The organism is Sphingomonas sp. SphC10, from assembly GCF_057004845.1.
In genome coordinates this window covers 2,326,094-2,343,548 of sequence record NZ_CM168044.1, presented here as the reverse complement: position 1 = coordinate 2,343,548, position 17,455 = coordinate 2,326,094, and the positions used below count along the sequence as shown (strand labels likewise).

8 protein-coding genes and 1 tRNA gene are annotated in these 17,455 nt (G+C 66.2%); 5 read left to right on the top strand and 4 right to left on the bottom strand.

What is annotated here, in order from left to right:
• Nucleotides 1-117 precede the first annotated feature (117 nt).
• The 3 genes from ACWKSV_RS10655 to ACWKSV_RS10645 all read right to left on the bottom strand — a co-directional run bounded on the left by ACWKSV_RS10655 (nt 118) and on the right by ACWKSV_RS10645 (nt 4,783).
• A complete protein-coding gene (locus ACWKSV_RS10655; RefSeq protein WP_483666793.1) occupies nt 118-1,905 on the bottom strand; it encodes an AMP-dependent synthetase/ligase in 1,788 nt (595 codons plus the stop codon).
• Nucleotides 1,906-1,965: 60 nt separating this feature from the next.
• Complete coding sequence (ggt, locus tag ACWKSV_RS10650; RefSeq protein ID WP_172839743.1) at nt 1,966-3,687, bottom strand: gamma-glutamyltransferase; 1,722 nt, start codon at nt 3,685-3,687, stop codon at nt 1,966-1,968.
• A 67-nt stretch (nt 3,688-3,754) separates the two neighbouring features.
• Nucleotides 3,755-4,783 (bottom strand): quinone-dependent dihydroorotate dehydrogenase, encoded by a 1,029-nt coding sequence (locus tag ACWKSV_RS10645; RefSeq protein ID WP_076717488.1) that lies wholly within the window; start codon nt 4,781-4,783, stop codon nt 3,755-3,757.
• A 249-nt stretch (nt 4,784-5,032) separates the two neighbouring features.
• On the opposite strand from ACWKSV_RS10645, the gene ACWKSV_RS10640 reads away from it, so the two are divergent.
• Together ACWKSV_RS10640 and ACWKSV_RS10635 are read left to right on the top strand one after the other, a co-directional pair.
• A complete protein-coding gene (locus ACWKSV_RS10640) occupies nt 5,033-6,121 on the top strand; it encodes a catalase family protein (protein ID WP_083706710.1) in 1,089 nt (362 codons plus the stop codon).
• 28 nt (nt 6,122-6,149) lie between these two features.
• Nucleotides 6,150-6,923 carry a metallophosphoesterase family protein gene (locus tag ACWKSV_RS10635; RefSeq protein WP_076718414.1) on the top strand — a complete coding sequence of 258 codons (774 nt, stop codon included), beginning with the start codon at nt 6,150-6,152 and terminating at the stop codon, nt 6,921-6,923.
• Between the two features lie 118 nt (nt 6,924-7,041).
• Here the strand turns inward: ACWKSV_RS10635 and ACWKSV_RS10630 are convergent, their stop codons facing one another.
• Nucleotides 7,042-8,268, bottom strand: coding sequence for a hypothetical protein (locus tag ACWKSV_RS10630; protein WP_156884324.1), 1,227 nt, complete (start codon nt 8,266-8,268; stop codon nt 7,042-7,044).
• 399 nt (nt 8,269-8,667) lie between these two features.
• On the opposite strand from ACWKSV_RS10630, the gene rpoB reads away from it, so the two are divergent.
• The 3 genes from rpoB (at nt 8,668) to rpoC (ending at nt 17,272) form a co-directional block, all read left to right on the top strand.
• Entirely contained in the window at nt 8,668-12,846 is a 4,179-nt protein-coding gene (gene rpoB / locus ACWKSV_RS10625; RefSeq protein WP_056436769.1) for a DNA-directed RNA polymerase subunit beta, read from the top strand.
• Nucleotides 12,847-12,855: 9 nt separating this feature from the next.
• A tRNA-OTHER gene (locus tag ACWKSV_RS10620) sits at nt 12,856-12,934 on the top strand.
• A gap of 51 nt (nt 12,935-12,985) precedes the next feature.
• Nucleotides 12,986-17,272 carry a DNA-directed RNA polymerase subunit beta' gene (gene rpoC, locus ACWKSV_RS10615; RefSeq protein WP_076717484.1) on the top strand — a complete coding sequence of 1,429 codons (4,287 nt, stop codon included), beginning with the start codon at nt 12,986-12,988 and terminating at the stop codon, nt 17,270-17,272.
• The last annotated feature ends 183 nt before the right edge of the window (nt 17,273-17,455 follow it).

Sequence of the window (17,455 nt, the reverse complement as noted above, 5' to 3'; positions counted from 1 at the left end):
AAGGGGAGGTGGCAGGCTGAAGGCCTGACGGAGGGGTGTCGCCCTCTCGATAGCGGGACACCCCTCCACCATGCTGCGCACGGTCCCCCTCCCCTTGCAGGGGAGGAATTTTCTCCGTCAATTCCTGTACAGCGCGTCCAGACGGTCGCCATACACCTCGCGCAGGACGTGGCGGCGGATCTTCAGCGAGGGGGTCAGCTGCTCGTTCTCGATGGCGAAGGGTTCGTCGGCGATGATGAAGCGGCGGATACGCTCGGTCACCGACAGGTCGCGGTTCACCCGGTCGATCGCGGCCGAAATCGCGCCCCGGAAATCGAGATCGTCGTCCAGCGCGGCGCGGTTGCAGCCGGTGCCCGACTTGGCGCACCATTCGGCGGTCCATTCGGCATCGGGCACGATCAGCGCGACCATATAGGGGCGCCGATCGCCCGCGATCATCGCCTGGCCGATCTCGGGCTGCAGGGTCAGCATCCCCTCGACCTTCTGGGGGGCGACATTCTCGCCCTTGTCGTTGATGATCAGGTCCTTCTTGCGGTCGGTGATGCGCAGGCGGCCCGCCGCATCGATCTCGCCGATGTCGCCCGTGTGGAGCCAGCCGTCCTTGAGCACGCGGTCCGTCTCGGTCGGGTTGCGCCAGTATCCGTGCATGACCAGTTCGCCGCGCACCAATATCTCGCCATCCTCGGCGATCCGCACCTCGGTCTTGTCGAGTGGCGGGCCGACCGTGTCCATGCGCACGCCGGCCTTGGGCCGGTTGCAGGCGATGACCGGCGCGGCCTCGGTCTGGCCATAGCCTTGCAGCAGGGTGAGGCCGATCGAATGGAAGAACAGCCCGATCTCGGGGTTGAGCGGCGCGCCGCCCGACACCATCGCCTTCAACCGGCCGCCAAACTTCCTGGCGATCTTGGGCTTGAACAGCGTGTTGACCGCCAGCTGCGCAGGGCGATCGATCAGCCGCAAGCGGCCGTCATAGCTCTTGGCCCCCAGCACCAGCGCTTGGTCGAGCAGCCGTGCGCCCAGCCCGCCCTTCTTCTCGATCGCCTTGGCGATGCGGGTGTGCAGCACCTCGAACAGGCGGGGCACGACGAACATGATCGTCGGGCGCACCTCCTCGATATTAGCCGCCAGCTTGTCGAGACCCTCGGCATAATAGATCTGTCCGCCCAGCGAGATGGGGAAATGCTGCCCCCCGGTATGCTCATAGGCGTGGGAGAGGGGGAGGAAGGACAGGAACACCTCGTCGTCCCAGCCGAAATCCTCGGCGATCACCGCGCTGCATCCGGCGCAATTGTGCAGGATCGCGCCGTGATGCTGCATCACCCCGCGCGGCGCGCCGCCGGTGCCGGAGGTGTAGATGATACAGGCCAGATCCTCGCGGGTGAAATCGGCTTGCGCGGCCACCACCACCGGGTCGGCGGGATGCTCCGAGAGCATCGCGTCATATTGACGGCACTCGATCTGGCTCGGCCCCAGCTTCAGCGGCTCGATCCCGATCACCGTCTGGATGTGGTTGGAGCGGAGCGCGGCGGGCATCAGCGTCGTCGCCAGCTTCTGCGTCGACACGATGATCGCGCGCGCGCCCGAATTCTCGATGATATGCGCGTGGTCGCGCTCGGTATTGGTGGTGTAGGTCGGCACGGTCACGCCGCCCACCGCCATGATGGCGAGGTCGGCGATGCACCATTCGGGGCGGTTCTCCGATACCAGCATCACCCGGTCGCCGCGTTGCAGCCCGGTGGCCTTCAACCCCGCCGACAGGCTGGCGACTTGGCGCGCCGCCTCGGCCCAGCTGATCGACTGCCAGGCCCCGGCTTCCTTGCGCCAGAGGAACGGCGCGTCACCCTTTTCGGCGGCGCGCGTGAAGAACATGGTGATCAGATTGGGGAAAAATTCGAGCGTACGCATGGTGCCTCTCCCACCGGCCCGTATCGCACGGCGTAACGCGCGATCGGGCTCTTTGTTTGCTTATTCCGCCGGACGACCCGGCTTGTCGCCGACGCGTCGGATCGCGGTCGTCCGACCGGTCACGTCGATCGCCGCACCCTCGCTGCGCGGATCGGCGGCACCGACCCAGCGGCCGCCGACCCGCTCGATGGCATTGGCCTTCAGCCCCATCGGCGCGACGACCACCGTCTCGCCCAGCGCCTGAAGGCCGGGGACGAGTGCCTCCAGCGATGTGCCCTGTTCGACCGTTGCGACCTTGTACGGCGCGAAGAGCAGTCCTTGCGCGATCGCATCCTGCGCGCTCAGCTTCCAGTCGATGACACCGATGATCGCCTTGGCGACCTGCGCGATGATGGTCGATCCGCCCGCCGCGCCGACCGCCAGGCGGACCTTGCCGTCGGGGCCATAGACGATGGTCGGCGACATCGAACTGCGCGGGCGCTTGCCGCCCTGAACCCGGTTGGCGACCAGATCGCCGTCCTTGACCGGCACGATGTCGAAATCGGTCAGCTCATTGTTCAGCATCGTCCCGTCGACCGACAGGCCCGAGCCGAACGAGCCCTCGACGGTGGTCGTCACCTCGGCGACGTTACCGGCGGCATCGACCGTGACGAGATCGGTGGTGCCGGGCACCTCGCTGACCGGCGCGCGGACACGAGGCGGGGCGCCGGGCGGGGTGCCGGGCGACACCGACGCCATGGTGCGGTCGGGCGAGATTAGCGCCGAGCGGCTGGCTATATAGGCCGTGTCGAATAGGCCCTTGATCGGCACGCGGACATAATCGGGATCGCCCAGATACATGTCGCGGTCCGCATAGGCGAGCCTCGAGGCCTCGGCGAACAGATGCCAGGCGACAGGCGAGTCCTTGCCCAGCCTGGCCATGTCGAAGCGTTCGAGCAGCTTCAGGATCGACAACATGGTCGAACCGCCGCCCGAGGACGGCCCCATGCTGCACACCCTGTACCCACGATAGGTGGCGCAGAGCGGCGGGCGCGGCTTTGCGGCGTAGCTGGCCAGGTCGCCGGTCGTCATCTTCGACGGATTGCGAGTCGCGGTGTTGACCGTCGTCACCAGCTTCTGCGCCTGTGGCCCCACATAGAAGCTGTCAGGACCGAGCCTGGCGATCCGCTCCAAAAGAGCGGCCTGTTCGGGATTGCGGATTGTGCTGCCAAGCGGGAGGACCTGTCCGTCCGGGCCGGTCAGCCGGGCGCGGGTGGCGGCATCGACATGGCCGCCATAGCGGGTCAGCGCGGTCTGGAGACGCGGGGTCAGCTGGAACCCGTCGCGCGCCAGCCGGATGGCGGGCTGGAACAGCCGCGCCCAGGGCAGCTTGCCGCCTTGGGCATGGGCCAGCGCCATGCCGCGCAATGCGCCGGGCACACCGACGCTGCGTCCGCCGGGGACGGCATCGGCATGGCTGAGCGGGCGGCCATCGGTGCCGTAGAACCAGTCGGGCGTCGCGGCCATCGGCGCGGTTTCGCGCGCGTCGATGGTGTTGGTGCCGCGCGCATCATGACGCACCCAATAGCTGCCGCCGCCGATGCCGGAGCTTTGCGGCTCGACCACGTTCAACGCCAGCATCGTCGCGATGGCGGCGTCGGTCGCACTGCCGCCCGCCCGTAATATCTCGACCCCGGCGGCGGCGGCGCGGGGGTCGGCGGCGCTGACCATCCCTTCGGCAGGGGCCTTGGCGGGCTGGCGTGCTTCGGCGGGCGCGGCGAGCGGCAGCGTCAGCGCCGCCATGGAGAGGAGCCAGTGCTTCATGCGGCCAACCCTAGCGGCAAGGCTCTCCCTACGCCAAGCCGTAACGTCAGGTGCCGACGGCCTCGCTCACGCTGGCGAACCCGTCGCGGGCGAGCAGCGCATCGAGATCGGTCAGGATGCGGGCGGCCAGCCCCGGCCCCTCATAGACCAGTGCCGAATACAGCTGGACCAGGCTGGCTCCAGCCCGGATGCGGGCATAGGCCTCTGCGCCGGAGTCGATGCCGCCCGCTGCGATCAGCGTCATCGCCGCCCCGGTGGCCTTGCGGAAATCCACGAGCCGCGCGCGGGCGAGCGGGGCGAGCGGACGGCCCGACAGCCCGCCGGTCTCGGCGGCGTTGGGGCTCTTCACGTCCGGCCGGGTGATAGTGGTGTTGCCGATGATGATCGCGTCCAGCCGGTTGTCGATCGCGGCGCGCGCGATCTCGTCGATCTGGGCGGGGTCGAGATCGGGGGCGACCTTCAGGAACAGCGGGACCGTGCCTGCCGCCTCGCGCGACGCGGCGAGCAGTTCGGCAAGTGCCGCGCCATGCTGAAGGTCGCGCAGGCCCGGCGTGTTGGGACTGGAGATGTTGATCGTGACGTAATCGGCGATCGGCGCCGCGCAGGCTACGCCATACCGATAATCGGCGATGCGGTCGGCGGCGTCCTTGTTCGCGCCGACATTGATGCCCAGCACGCCCTTGCGCTTCGCGACCTTCGCGCGCGCCAGTCCCGCATCCAGCCCGCCATTGTTGAAGCCATAGCGGTTGACCACCCCCTGATCCTCGACCAGCCGGAACAGGCGGGGCTTGGGATTGCCGGGCTGGGGCTTGGGGGTCAGCGTCCCGATCTCGACCATGCCGAAGCCCAGGCCGAAGAAGCCGTCGATCGCCTCGCCATTCTTGTCGACGCCTGCCGCCAGCCCCAGCGGGTTGGCGAAGTCGATCCCCGCTACCTTGGTCGCAAGGCGGGGATAGCGCGCCGGATCGACCCCCATCGGTGCGCCCAATGCGCCCCAGCGCGACAGCATCGCGACCGTCAGACCATGGGCGCGTTCGGCATCGAGTGCGAAGAGGAGCGGGTGATAAAAGGCCATGTCGGCCCGGTTAGCGGATTGCGGTGGGAGGGGGAAGAAGGCGGTTGTCCCCTATCTTCTCCCCTCCCGTAGACGGGAGGGGTCGGGGGAGGGCAGGGAGCCTCGCAGAGACCTTCGCCTGTGGCTTTTCCCTCCCCCATCCCCTCCCGCTTGCGGGAGGGGCGTGCCCAGATCAGCGGTTGGGCGTTATCTCCAGAAGGAACGCTATTACCCAACATGGGTTGGTGGGGACCCACAGGGAGAGCCCCGATGAAGACCCCCGTCGCATTCACCCCCCAGGTCGAAGACGTTAGCCCCAAGGAAGGCGAAACCGTCGACCAGATGAACCAGTCGTTCGAGCATATCCTCGACACCACGTCGAAGGATTATGGCCACGGCGTCCGCGCCGTCCATGCCAAGGCGCATGGCATCATCCGGGGCAAGCTGAAGGTCCGCGACAACCTCCCGCCCGAACTGGCGCAGGGGCTCTTCGCCGGGCCGGGCGAGTATGAGGCGGTCGCGCGCATCTCGACCAATCCGGGCGACATATTGGATGACGCCATCGGCCTGCCGCGTGGGCTCGCGCTGAAGGTCATCGGGGTCGAGGGTGAGCGGCTGCCGGGTTCGGAGGGCGATGCCACGCAGGACTTCGTCATGGCCAATGCGCCGGTCTTCACCGCGCCGACGGCGGATGCCTTTGCCAAGAATTTGAAGATGCTGGCCTCCACCACCGACAAGTTCGAGGGCGGCAAGAAGCTGCTGTCGGGCATATTGCGCGGGATCGAGGCGACGCTGGAGACGGTCGGCCTGGAGAGCGCGACGCTCCAGACGCTGGGCGGGGCCAAGCAGGTACACCCGCTGGGCGAAACCTATTACAGCCAGACGCCGTTCCGCTATGGCGACCATATCGCCAAGTTCGGCCTGTTCCCGGTCAGCCCCGCGCTGACCCAGCTGACCGGCGATACGGTGAATACGCACGACCGCCCCGATGCCCTTCGTGAAGTCGTGCGCGAGGTGATGATCGAGCAGGGCGGCGAGTGGGAGCTTCGCGTCCAGCTCAACCGCGATCTCGACGCGATGCCGATTGAGGATGCCACCGCCGAGTGGAGCGAGGAGGACAGCCCGTACATCACCGTCGCGACCTTCACGGCGGAACCGCAGATCAGCTGGCAGGACGGTCAGACCAACGCGATCGACGATGCGCTGTCCTACAGCATCTGGCACGGGCTGGCTGCGCACCGGCCGCTGGGCAATATCAACCGGGCGCGCAAGGACACCTATCGTTTTTCGGCCGACTATCGCGGCCGGGTGAATGGGTGCCCGATGCACGAGCCGCGCGCCATGGCCGAGTTGCCGTGACGCGGCGGCAGCGGCTAGGATGGGCGGCATGATCCGTCTGTTTCATGTCAGCGACGTGCATTTCGGTGCCGAAGACCCCGCCGCGCTCGCCTGGTTCGCAGAACGGGTCGCGGCGGAAAAGCCGCATGCGGTCATCATGACCGGCGACCTGACCATGCGCGCGACCAAGCGCGAATTCCAGGCGGGCGGCGCATGGCTGCAATCGCTGGGCGTGCCGGTGACGGTCGAGGTCGGCAATCACGATATCCCCTATTATTGGGACCCGTTCCGGCGGCTGTTCGCCCCCTATCAGCGTTACGCCGCGATCGAGCGGATGATCGAAAAGCCGCTCGACCTGCCCGGCGTGACCGTCGTGCCGCTGAAGACCACCGCGCGCGCGCAGTGGCGGTGGAACTGGTCCAAGGGGCGGGTGAGCCGCAGCTCGCTCCGCCGCGCACTGGCGCTGATCGAGCAGGCGCCGAAGGATCATCTGATCCTGGTCGCCGCGCATCATCCGCTGATCGAGGGGCCGACCAAGGGCACGGCGAAGACCCGCAACGGCGACGAAGCGCTGACCCAGCTGGCGGCGGCGGGGGCGCATGCGGTGCTGTCGGGCCATGTCCACGACCCGTTCGACGTGCCGATCGACCGCGATGGCCGGATCATCCGCATGATCGGAGCGGGCACCCTGTCCAAGCGGACGCGCAAGACTCCCCCCGCGTTCAACGAACTGCGGGTGGAGGGGCTGGGGTTCGAGACGCTGGTCCGCAGTTTCGGCGAGACCGCGCCGCATGTGATTACTGAGGATATGCGGGCGGGGTGATGGGAGGGGGCAGGGCGTGGGCTTCGACTGCGCTCAGCCTGAACGGTTGTTTGTGTAAGACTGGTCTCCAACCTCCGTTCAGCCTGAGCGAAGTCGAAGGCCACGCTCAGACCCCGGATCATCCCCGCATCACATGCGGCCGCGCCGCGACCTGATCGTACATCCGCCCCGGCTGGTCGAGCCAGATCGGCGACAGCTTGCTGGAATCCGTCCGCTCCAGCCCGACCGCATAGGCGCAGCGCGCCATGCCCCAGTCGGTATGCGCGGCGGCGGCGAGGATCGGCACGAACATCGGGCGGCCCGCCGCGTCGATCACATGGATCGCCTCGCGCGGCAGGGCGGTAACGCCGCGCACGGTGCGGCTTTCGCCCGGTGCCAGCGCGAAGGGCGGAACGATCGGGCGGCCCTGCGGCTGATGCGCCAGCTCGATCAACTGTCCGTCGAGCCCGGCATGGGCGCTGAGCAGACGCAGATCGACCGCAACCCGGCCGATCGGCGTCGCACCGCTGTTATGCACCGTCACCTCAGCCTCGATCGTCGCCGACAGCATGTTGAGGCCGACCCGCACCGGACGGGCCTCGACCGCCAGGAAGCTGGGCTCGGGCGGTAGCGCCGGAGCGGCGGGCGGAGGCGGCGTCGGCTCGGCACGCGGAGCCGTGTCGGGCACCGGCGCAGGTGTGCGCTCGACCGGATCGGCGGCGGCGCGCGGGGCGGGCGCCGGGAGCGCCGGAGCCTTACGGCTGCGGCGACCCAGCCAGATGCCGATGGCCAGCGCGGCGAGGCCCGTGCCGATCAGCATCGGCCAGAAGGGCAGGCCGCGATCCGAGTCATTCTGTTGCTCGGGGGCGACGGTGCCCGGCGCGGCGATGGCGGGGGCCTGTTCGTTGGCGATGGTCATGCCGTCCACGCTCGGCTCGGTCCCGCCGACCGGCTGGGCCTCGCGGTCGGGCAGGCGCGTGGCGGGCGGCTCGGGCGAGGGCGCCGGTACGGGCACCTCGACCGGGGTCGGGCTGGGCGTCGGCGTCGGTGTCGCGCGCGGGGTGGGCCGGGGCGTCGGGGTGGCGCGCGGCGTCGGCGTCGTGGCCGGGGCGGCCTGCGGCGTGGTCTGGCTGGGCAGGACCAGGCGCGGCGTCGGCGGGGTCGGCACGGCCGAGGGATTGGCCTGCGGCGTCGAAAGGCGCGGGCTCAGGCTGAAGCTTTCCAGTCCGCCGGTGCCTGGGCGCGCGGCGTCATTGTCCTGCGACGTGGTCTGGAACGGGACGGCAGCGGCGGGCAGCGGGGCAAGCACCGGCACCAGCGTCAGGGCAAGAAGGCGCGCGGCGCGGCGCGGCCCGGACGATGTCATGAAATGCATTCCTCGTGGTAACTACAATCTTCAACCGCCGTCCGGGTCCCAGACCCGGCCGCACCAGCCGTGCCCCGGAGGCCCGGCGGATGCAACCCCATATAGTAACCGCATATGCGGCCAATATGTGGCAAGCCCCGCGCCAGCGGGAACTTTGCCCCGGCCTGCGCGTGCGTCGGTTTGACACCCGGGGGTGCAGCGCCTATATCGCCATCACTCACCACGATCTTCGGGAAATGACGCGCCTTCGCGCAGCGTGTCGGTCGAATGGAAGGTCGCTGGTTCAACGGACGCCGGATGCCGCCGCAGTTATTTGCGAGCGGCCTTTCGGCGTCTGTCGTTGCGTCTCGCCCGGAGGCATCCGGGCAGTGATTTACGGCTGACGAGGCAGACAGACCCATGGCAACCAAGGCGATCGACAGCGGCTCCGCCCCGCGCAAGGGCGATGGCGGCACCGCCAAGCGGCGTATCCGCAAGGTGTTCGGCGACATCCACGAAGTGGTGCAGATGCCGAACCTGATCGAGGTTCAGCGCGAAAGCTACGAGCAGTTCCTGCGCTCGGACAAGTCCACGGGCCATGTCTCGGGGCTGGAAAAGACGCTGCGCAGCGTCTTCCCGATCCAGGATTTCGCCGGCACCGCCTATCTCGACTTCGACGATTACGTCCTTGAGGACCCGAAATTCGACGTCGAGGAATGCCGCCAGCGGGGCATCACCTATGCCGCGCCGATGCGCGTCACGCTGCGCCTGACCGCGTTCGAGGTCGATCCCGATACCGAAGCCAAGTCGGTCATCGATATCAAGGAGCAGGACGTCTACATGGGCGACATGCCCCTGATGACGGAGAACGGCACCTTCTTCATAAACGGCACCGAGCGCGTCATCGTCAGCCAGATGCACCGTTCGCCGGGCGTGCTGTTCGACCATGACCGCGGCAAGACCCATGCCTCGGGCAAGTATCTCTTCGCCGCGCGCGTGATCCCGTATCGCGGCTCGTGGCTGGACTTCGAGTTCGACGCCAAGGACATCGTCAACGTCCGTATCGACCGCAAGCGCAAGCTGCCGGTGACGGCGCTGCTCTATGCGCTGGGCATGAACTCGGAAGAGATCCTCAACTATTTCTACAACCGCCTGACCTTCGTTCGCGGCGATGGCGGCTGGAAGATCCCGTTCCAGGCCGAGAACTGGCGCGGTGCCAAGCCGATGTTCGACATCGTCGACGCCAGCTCGGGCGAGGTCGTGTTCCCGGCCGGTCAGAAGATTTCGCCCCGCGCCGCCAACAAGGCAGCCAAGGACGGCCTGTCGCAGCTGCTGATCCCGACCGAGGAAATCTTCGGTCGCTATTCGGCGTATGACCTCATCAACGAGCAGACCGGCGAAATCTACGTCGAAGCCGGTGACGAGATCAGCGCCGAGAATCTCGAAGCGCTGGACAAGGCGGGCGTCGACACGATCGAACTGCTCGACATCGACCATGTCGCGACCGGCCCGTGGATCCGCAACACGCTGAAGGCCGACAAGGCCGAAGAGCGCGAGCAGGCGCTGTCCGACATCTACCGCGTGATGCGCCCCGGCGAGCCGCCGACGCTGGAGACGGCGGAGTCGCTGTTTGCCGGGCTGTTCTTCGATCCCGATCGCTACGACCTGTCGGCCGTGGGTCGCGTCAAGCTGAACATGCGCCTCGACCTCGACTGCCCGGACACGGTGACGACGCTGCGCACCGAGGACATTCTGGCGGTCGTCAAGACGCTGGTCGACCTGAAGGACGGCAAGGGCGAGATCGACGATATTGACAATCTCGGCAACCGTCGTGTGCGTTCGGTGGGCGAGCTGCTGGAGAACCAGTACCGCGTCGGCCTGCTGCGCATGGAGCGTGCGGTCAAGGAGCGCATGTCGTCGGTCGACGTGTCGACCGTGATGCCGAACGACCTGATCAACGCCAAGCCTGCGGTCGCCGCGGTGCGCGAGTTCTTCGGTTCGTCGCAGCTGTCGCAGTTCATGGACCAGACCAATCCGCTCTCCGAAGTGACGCACAAGCGTCGCGTCTCGGCGCTCGGGCCGGGCGGTCTGACGCGTGAGCGTGCGGGCTTCGAAGTCCGCGACGTTCACCCGACTCACTATGGTCGTATCTGCCCGATCGAAACGCCGGAAGGCCCGAACATCGGTCTGATCAACTCGCTGTCGACCTTCGCCCGCGTCAACAAGTACGGCTTCATCGAGACGCCGTACCGCAAGGTGATCGACGGCCGCGTTACCGACGAGGTCGTGTACCTGTCGGCGATGGAAGAGCAGAAGCACACGGTCGCCCAGGCTTCGGCCGCGACGGATGCCGACAACCGCTTCACCGAGGATCTGGTCTCGGCACGTCAGGCGGGTGAATTCCTGATGGCGCTGCCCGATCAGATCACCCTGATGGACGTGTCGCCAAAGCAGCTCGTCTCGGTCGCCGCCTCGCTCATTCCGTTCCTGGAAAACGACGACGCCAACCGCGCGCTCATGGGCTCGAACATGCAGCGTCAGGCCGTGCCGCTGGTGAAGGCGGAAGCGCCTTTCGTCGGCACCGGCATGGAAGAGACCGTGGCCCGCGACTCGGGTGCGGCGATCGCGGCGAAGCGCGCCGGTATCGTCGACCAGGTCGATGCCAGCCGCATCGTGGTTCGCGCGACCGGTGAGGTCGATGCGGGCAAGTCGGGCGTCGACATCTACACGCTGATGAAGTTCCAGCGTTCGAACCAGTCGACCTGCATCAACCAGCGTCCGCTGGTGAAGGTGGGCGACGTCGTGAAGGCGGGCGACGTGATCGCCGACGGCCCCTCGACCGAGTTCGGCGAGCTGGCGCTGGGCCGCAACGCGCTCGTCGCGTTCATGCCCTGGAACGGCTACAACTATGAGGACTCGATCCTCATCTCCGAGCGGATCGTGAAGGACGACGTGTTCACGTCGATCCATATCGACGAGTTCGAAGTCATGGCGCGCGATACCAAGCTCGGGCCGGAAGACATCACCCGCGACATCCCGAACGTGGGTGAAGAGGCGCTGCGCAACCTCGACGAGGCGGGCATCGTCTATGTCGGGGCCGAGGTGGAGCCGGGCGACATCCTGGTCGGCAAGATCACGCCGAAGGGCGAATCGCCGATGACGCCGGAGGAAAAGCTCCTCCGCGCGATCTTCGGTGAAAAGGCCAGCGACGTGCGCGACACCTCGCTGCGTCTGCCGCCGGGCGTGGCCGGTACGATTGTCGACGTTCGCGTCTTCAATCGTCACGGCATCGACAAGGACGAGCGCGCGATGGCGATCGAGCGCGAGGAGATCGAGCGTCTGAAGAAGGACGCCGACGACGAGCGCACGATCCTCAACCGGGCGACCTGGAGCCGCCTGCGCGAGATGCTGCTCGACCAGACCGCCACCGCTGCGCCCAAGGGCGTGAAGAAGGGCATCGTCATCGATGCCGAGGTGCTGGAATCGGTCGATCGTCACGAATGGTGGAAGTTCGCCGTTGCCGACGACGCGCGCCAGAGCGATCTGGAAGCGGTCAAGGCGCAGTATGACGAAGCCGCCAAGCGGATCACGGACAAGTTCCATGACCGTCGCGACAAGCTGGAGCGTGGTGACGAGCTGCCGCCGGGCGTGCTGAAGATGGTCAAGGTCTTCGTCGCGGTGAAGCGCAAGCTGCAGCCGGGCGACAAGATGGCCGGCCGTCACGGCAACAAGGGCGTCATCAGCCGCATCCTGCCGCAGGAGGATATGCCCTTCCTCGCGGACGGTACGCCGGTCGATCTCGTGCTGAACCCGCTGGGCGTGCCGTCGCGCATGAACGTCGGTCAGATCTTCGAGACGCATCTGGGCTGGGCGGCGCGCAACCTGGGTATGCAGGTCGCGGCGCAGCTCGAGGATTGGCGTGAAGCCAACCCCGACGCCAAGCCGGGCGCGGTGCCGGAAGCGGTGAAGTCGCGGCTCGTGGAAATCTACGGCGATCACTATGCCGACGACATCCAGAACCGGGACGATGAGGAAGTGGCCGAGCTGGTCCAGAACATCCGCACCGGCGTGCCGATGGGGACCCCGGTGTTCGACGGCGCGCGCGAAAGCGACGTTTCGGAGATGCTGGAGCTGGCGGGTCTGCACACCTCGGGCCAGTCGGACCTGTTCGACGGGCGCACCGGCGATCAGTTCGACCGCAAGGTGACCGTCGGCATCATCTACATGCTGAAGCTGCACCACCTGGTCGACGACAAGATCCACGCGCGTTCGATCGGGCCGTACTCGCTCGTTACCCAGCAGCCGCTGGGTGGTAAGGCGCAGTTCGGTGGCCAGCGCTTCGGTGAGATGGAAGTGTGGGCGCTGCAGGCTTATGGCGCGGCGTACACGCTCCAGGAAATGCTGACGGTGAAGTCGGACGACGTGGTCGGCCGCACCAAGGTCTACGAAGCGATCGTCAAGGGCGACGATACCTTCGAGGCGGGCATCCCGGAGAGCTTCAACGTGCTGGTCAAGGAAATGCGCTCGCTGGGTCTCAACGTCGACCTCAAGTCGATGGAAGACGCTCAGGACGACGGTCTGGCCGAGGCGGCGGAGTAACGAACAGAAGCCGGTGTGACGGAATAGGTAGACGTACCACCTCAGTGGTCCCCGAAAGGGGTGCGGGTTCGATCCCCAGCCACCGGCAACTGCTCAGAATTTCGCCTGATGAATTTTCCCTCCCTGTGAGGAAAGCAAGATGAACGAACTGACCAACTTCGCCAATCCGGTGGCCAAGCCGGAAACCTTCGACCAGATTCAGATCGGTATCGCGTCGCCCGACAAGATCCGTTCCTGGTCGTTCGGCGAGATCAAGAAGCCCGAGACGATCAACTACCGCACGTTCAAGCCGGAACGTGACGGCCTGTTCTGCGCGCGCATCTTCGGTCCGATCAAGGATTACGAATGCTTGTGCGGCAAGTACAAGCGCATGAAGTATAAGGGCATCGTCTGCGAAAAGTGCGGTGTCGAAGTCACGGTGTCGAAGGTCCGCCGCGAGCGGATGGGCCATATCGAACTGGCCGCCCCCGTCGCGCACATCTGGTTCCTGAAGTCGCTGCCGTCGCGCATCGGCCTGCTGCTCGACATGCAGCTCAAGCAGCTCGAGCGCGTGCTGTACTTCGAAGCCTATATCGTCATCGAGCCGGGCCTGACCCCGCTGGAGAAGTATCAGCTTCTCACCGAGGACGAACTGCTCGACGCGCAGGATGAATATGGCGAGGACGCCTTCTCCGCCGGGATCGGTGCCGAGGCGGTCCGCATCATGCTCGAGAATCTCGACCTGGAAGGCGAGAAGGTCGCGCTGCTCGAAGAGCTGGCGACGACCAAGTCGGAGCTGAAGCCCAAGAAGATCATCAAGCGCCTGAAGGTCGTCGAGAGCTTCCTGGAATCGGGCAACCGTCCCGAATGGATGATCCTCGAAGTCATTCCGGTCATCCCGCCCGAGCTGCGCCCGCTGGTGCCGCTGGACGGCGGTCGTTTCGCGACCTCGGACCTGAACGACCTGTATCGCCGCGTCATCAACCGCAACAACCGCCTCAAGCGCCTGATGGAGCTGCGTGCGCCGGACATCATCGTCCGCAACGAAAAGCGCATGTTGCAGGAAGCGGTCGACGCACTGTTCGACAATGGCCGTCGCGGCCGCACGATCACGGGCGCCAACAAGCGTCCGCTGAAGTCGCTGTCCGACATGCTGAAGGGCAAGCAGGGCCGCTTCCGTCAGAACCTTCTGGGTAAGCGCGTCGACTATTCGGGTCGTTCGGTCATCGTGACCGGCCCGGAGCTGAAGCTGCACCAGTGCGGCCTGCCGAAGAAGATGGCGCTCGAGCTGTTCAAGCCGTTCATCTACGCCCGTCTGGACGCCAAGGGTCTGTCGATGACCCTGAAGCAGGCCAAGAAGTGGGTCGAGAAGGAGCGCAAGGAAGTCTGGGACATCCTGGACGAGGTGATCCGCGAGCACCCGGTCATGCTGAACCGCGCGCCGACGCTTCACCGTCTGGGCATCCAGGCGTTCGAGCCGGTGTTGATCGAGGGCAAGGCGATCCAGCTTCACCCGCTGGTCTGCTCGGCGTTCAACGCCGACTTCGACGGCGACCAGATGGCCGTGCACGTTCCGCTGTCGCTGGAAGCGCAGCTGGAAGCGCGCGTCCTGATGATGTCGACCAACAACATCCTGTCGCCCGCCAACGGCAAGCCGATCATCGTTCCGTCGCAGGACATGGTGCTGGGCCTGTATTACCTGTCGCTCGAAAAGCAGAAGGAACCGGGCGAGGGCATGATGCTGGCGGACATGGAGGAGGTCCACCAGGCCCTCTTCGCCGGTGCCGTCACGCTGCACACCAAGATCATCAGCCGCGTTCCGCAGACCGATGAGAATGGCGAGCAGTATCTCAAGCGCTTCGAGACGACGCCGGGCCGCATGCTGCTGGGCGAGACGCTGCCGAAGAGCCACAAGGTGCCCTTCGACATCGTCAACCGCGTCCTGACCAAGAAGGACGTCGGCGAGGTGATCGACGAGGTCTATCGTCACACCGGCCAGAAGGAGACCGTGCTGTTCGCCGACGCGATCATGGCGCTGGGCTTCCGTCACGCGTTCCGTGCGGGCATCTCGTTCGGCAAGGACGACATGATCATCGCGCCGGACAAGGATCGTCTGGTCGATGAGACGCGCGAGCAGGTGAAGGACTTCGAGCAGCAGTATCAGGACGGCCTGATCACGCAGCAGGAGAAGTACAACAAGGTGATCGACGCCTGGAGCCGTTGCGGCGACCAGGTCGCGAACTCGATGATGAACGAGATCAAGGCGGTCCGGCATTACGAGGACGGCCCGATGGAAGGCCGTGAGAAGCCGATCAACTCGATCTACATGATGGCCCACTCGGGTGCCCGTGGTAGCCCCGCCCAGATCAAGCAGCTGGCGGGCATGCGCGGCCTGATGGCCAAGCCGTCGGGCGAGATCATCGAAACGCCGATCATCTCGAACTTCAAGGAAGGTCTGACCGTTCTTGAATACTTCAACTCGACCCACGGCGCGCGTAAGGGCCTGGCCGACACGGCACTGAAGACGGCGAACTCGGGTTACCTGACCCGCCGTCTGGTGGACGTGTCGCAGGACTGCGTCATCATCGAAGAGGATTGCGGCACGACCCGCGCCCTGGAGATGAAGGCGATCGTGCAGGGCGGTTCGACCATCGCCTCGCTCGGCGAGCGTATCCTGGGCCGCACCACGGCCGAGGACATCGTCAACGCCAAGACCGGCGAAGTCATCATCCCGTCGGGCGTCCTGCTCGACGAGCCGATGGTGGCACGGATCGAGGCGGCGAACACCCAGTCGGTCAAGATCCGCAGCCCGCTGGTCTGCGAATCGAAGGTCGGTGTCTGCGGCAAATGCTATGGCCGTGACCTTGCTCGCGGTACGCCGGTGAACATCGGTGAAGCGGTCGGCGTCATCGCGGCGCAGTCGATCGGTGAGCCGGGCACGCAGCTGACCATGCGTACCTTCCACATCGGTGGTGCGGCGCAGCTGAACGAGCAGTCGAACCTGGAAGCGGCGGTGGACGGTGTCGTCCAGTTCCGCGACCTGCGCCTGATCACCGACCAGCGTGGCCGCCGCGTGGTTCTCAGCCGTTCGGGTGAGATCGCGATCGTGGACATGGACGGCCGCGAGCTCTCGGTCGACCGTATCCCTTACGGTGCGTACGTCCTGTTCGACGATGGTCACATCGTGTCGAAGGGCGACCGCATGGCCGAGTGGGATCCGTTCACCATGCCGGTGATCACGGAAAACCCCGGTACGGTGAAGTTCCAGGACCTTATCGAGGGCAAGACCCTGACCGAGCAGGTCGACGAAGCCACGGGTATCGCCCAGCGCGTCGTCACCGAATATCGCGCCTCGACCAAGTCGAAGGAGGATCTGCGTCCGCGCATGACCCTGCTCGACGACAATTCGGGCGAGGCCGGTCGCTACATGCTGGCGCCGGGTGCGACGCTCTCGGTCGAGGACGGGGCGCAGGTGCAGGGCGGTGACGTTCTGGCCCGTGTCGCGCGCGAATCGGCCAAGACCCGCGACATCACCGGCGGTCTGCCGCGCGTCGCCGAGCTGTTCGAAGCGCGTGTTCCCAAGGACTCGGCGATCATCGCCAAGGTCTCGGGCCGTGTCGTGTTCGGCAAGGATTACAAGGCGAAGCGCAAGATCGGCATCCAGCCCGAGGATGGCGGCGAGGTCGTCGAGTATCTGGTGCCGAAGTCGAAGGTGATCGACGTTCAGGAAGGCGACTACGTCAAGCGTGGCGACAACCTGATCGGCGGTTCGCCTGATCCGCACGACATTCTGGAAACGATGGGCGTGGAGCCGCTGGCCGAATATCTGGTCAGCGAAATCCAGGAAGTCTATCGACTCCAGGGCGTGAAGATCAACGACAAGCACATCGAGACGATCGTTCGTCAGATGCTGCAGAAGGTCGAGATCACCGACGGCGGCGACACCACGCTGCTGAAGGGCGAGCAGGTCGATCGCGAGGAAATGGACGCGATCAACGACAAGCTCGACGCCAACCAGGTCCGCGCGCAGGGCAAGCCCGTCCTGCTCGGCATCACCAAGGCGTCGCTGCAGACCCGTAGCTTCATCTCGGCGGCGTCGTTCCAGGAGACCACCCGCGTCCTCACCGAGGCGGCGGTCCAGGGCAAGCAGGACACGCTGATGGGCCTGAAGGAAAACGTCATCGTCGGCCGCCTGATCCCGGCGGGTACCGGTGCGGGCATGAACCGCCTGCGCGTGGCGGCCTCCAGCCGCGACGCAGCGCTCCGGGCGCAGCAGCGCAAGCTGGCCGAGGCGATCGTCGCGCCGGTCAGCGCGGCCGAGCAGCGGGCGGCGGAAAACGCCCGCTCCCCGCGGGAAGACGTCGGCACGGGCAACGATCCGCTGGCCGAGGTTGCCCCCTCGGGCCACGGCACGGACGCCGATGCCGGTGAGTATCTGAACGACTGATCCGACTAACGGATTGGAAACAAAGGGCCGCTGTCCGGGCAACCGGGCGGCGGCTTTTTACCGCCAGTGACATGGATATGTAATTTGAAGCAGGCCCCCGGTTCCCGGCCATAATTTGTAACAGGAAAAACGACGGTTTTGCGCCGAATGGAGGGCGCGTGAGGCCGGATGCAGGAACCGAAA

What these genes read in the sequence shown, in the direction of transcription:
- ggt (WP_172839743.1), bottom strand. Translation starts at nt 3,687, where the DNA reads ATGGCGGCGCTGACGCTGCCGCTCGCCGCGCCCGCCGAAGCACGCCAG.
- ACWKSV_RS10630 (WP_156884324.1), bottom strand. Translation starts at nt 8,268, where the DNA reads ATGACATCGTCCGGGCCGCGCCGCGCCGCGCGCCTTCTTGCCCTGACG.
- rpoB (WP_056436769.1), top strand. Translation starts at nt 8,668, where the DNA reads ATGGCAACCAAGGCGATCGACAGCGGCTCCGCCCCGCGCAAGGGCGAT.
- rpoC (WP_076717484.1), top strand. Translation starts at nt 12,986, where the DNA reads ATGAACGAACTGACCAACTTCGCCAATCCGGTGGCCAAGCCGGAAACC.
- ACWKSV_RS10640 (WP_083706710.1), top strand. Translation starts at nt 5,033, where the DNA reads ATGAAGACCCCCGTCGCATTCACCCCCCAGGTCGAAGACGTTAGCCCC.
- ACWKSV_RS10635 (WP_076718414.1), top strand. Translation starts at nt 6,150, where the DNA reads ATGATCCGTCTGTTTCATGTCAGCGACGTGCATTTCGGTGCCGAAGAC.
- ACWKSV_RS10645 (WP_076717488.1), bottom strand. Translation starts at nt 4,783, where the DNA reads ATGGCCTTTTATCACCCGCTCCTCTTCGCACTCGATGCCGAACGCGCC.
- ACWKSV_RS10655 (WP_483666793.1), bottom strand. Translation starts at nt 1,905, where the DNA reads ATGCGTACGCTCGAATTTTTCCCCAATCTGATCACCATGTTCTTCACG.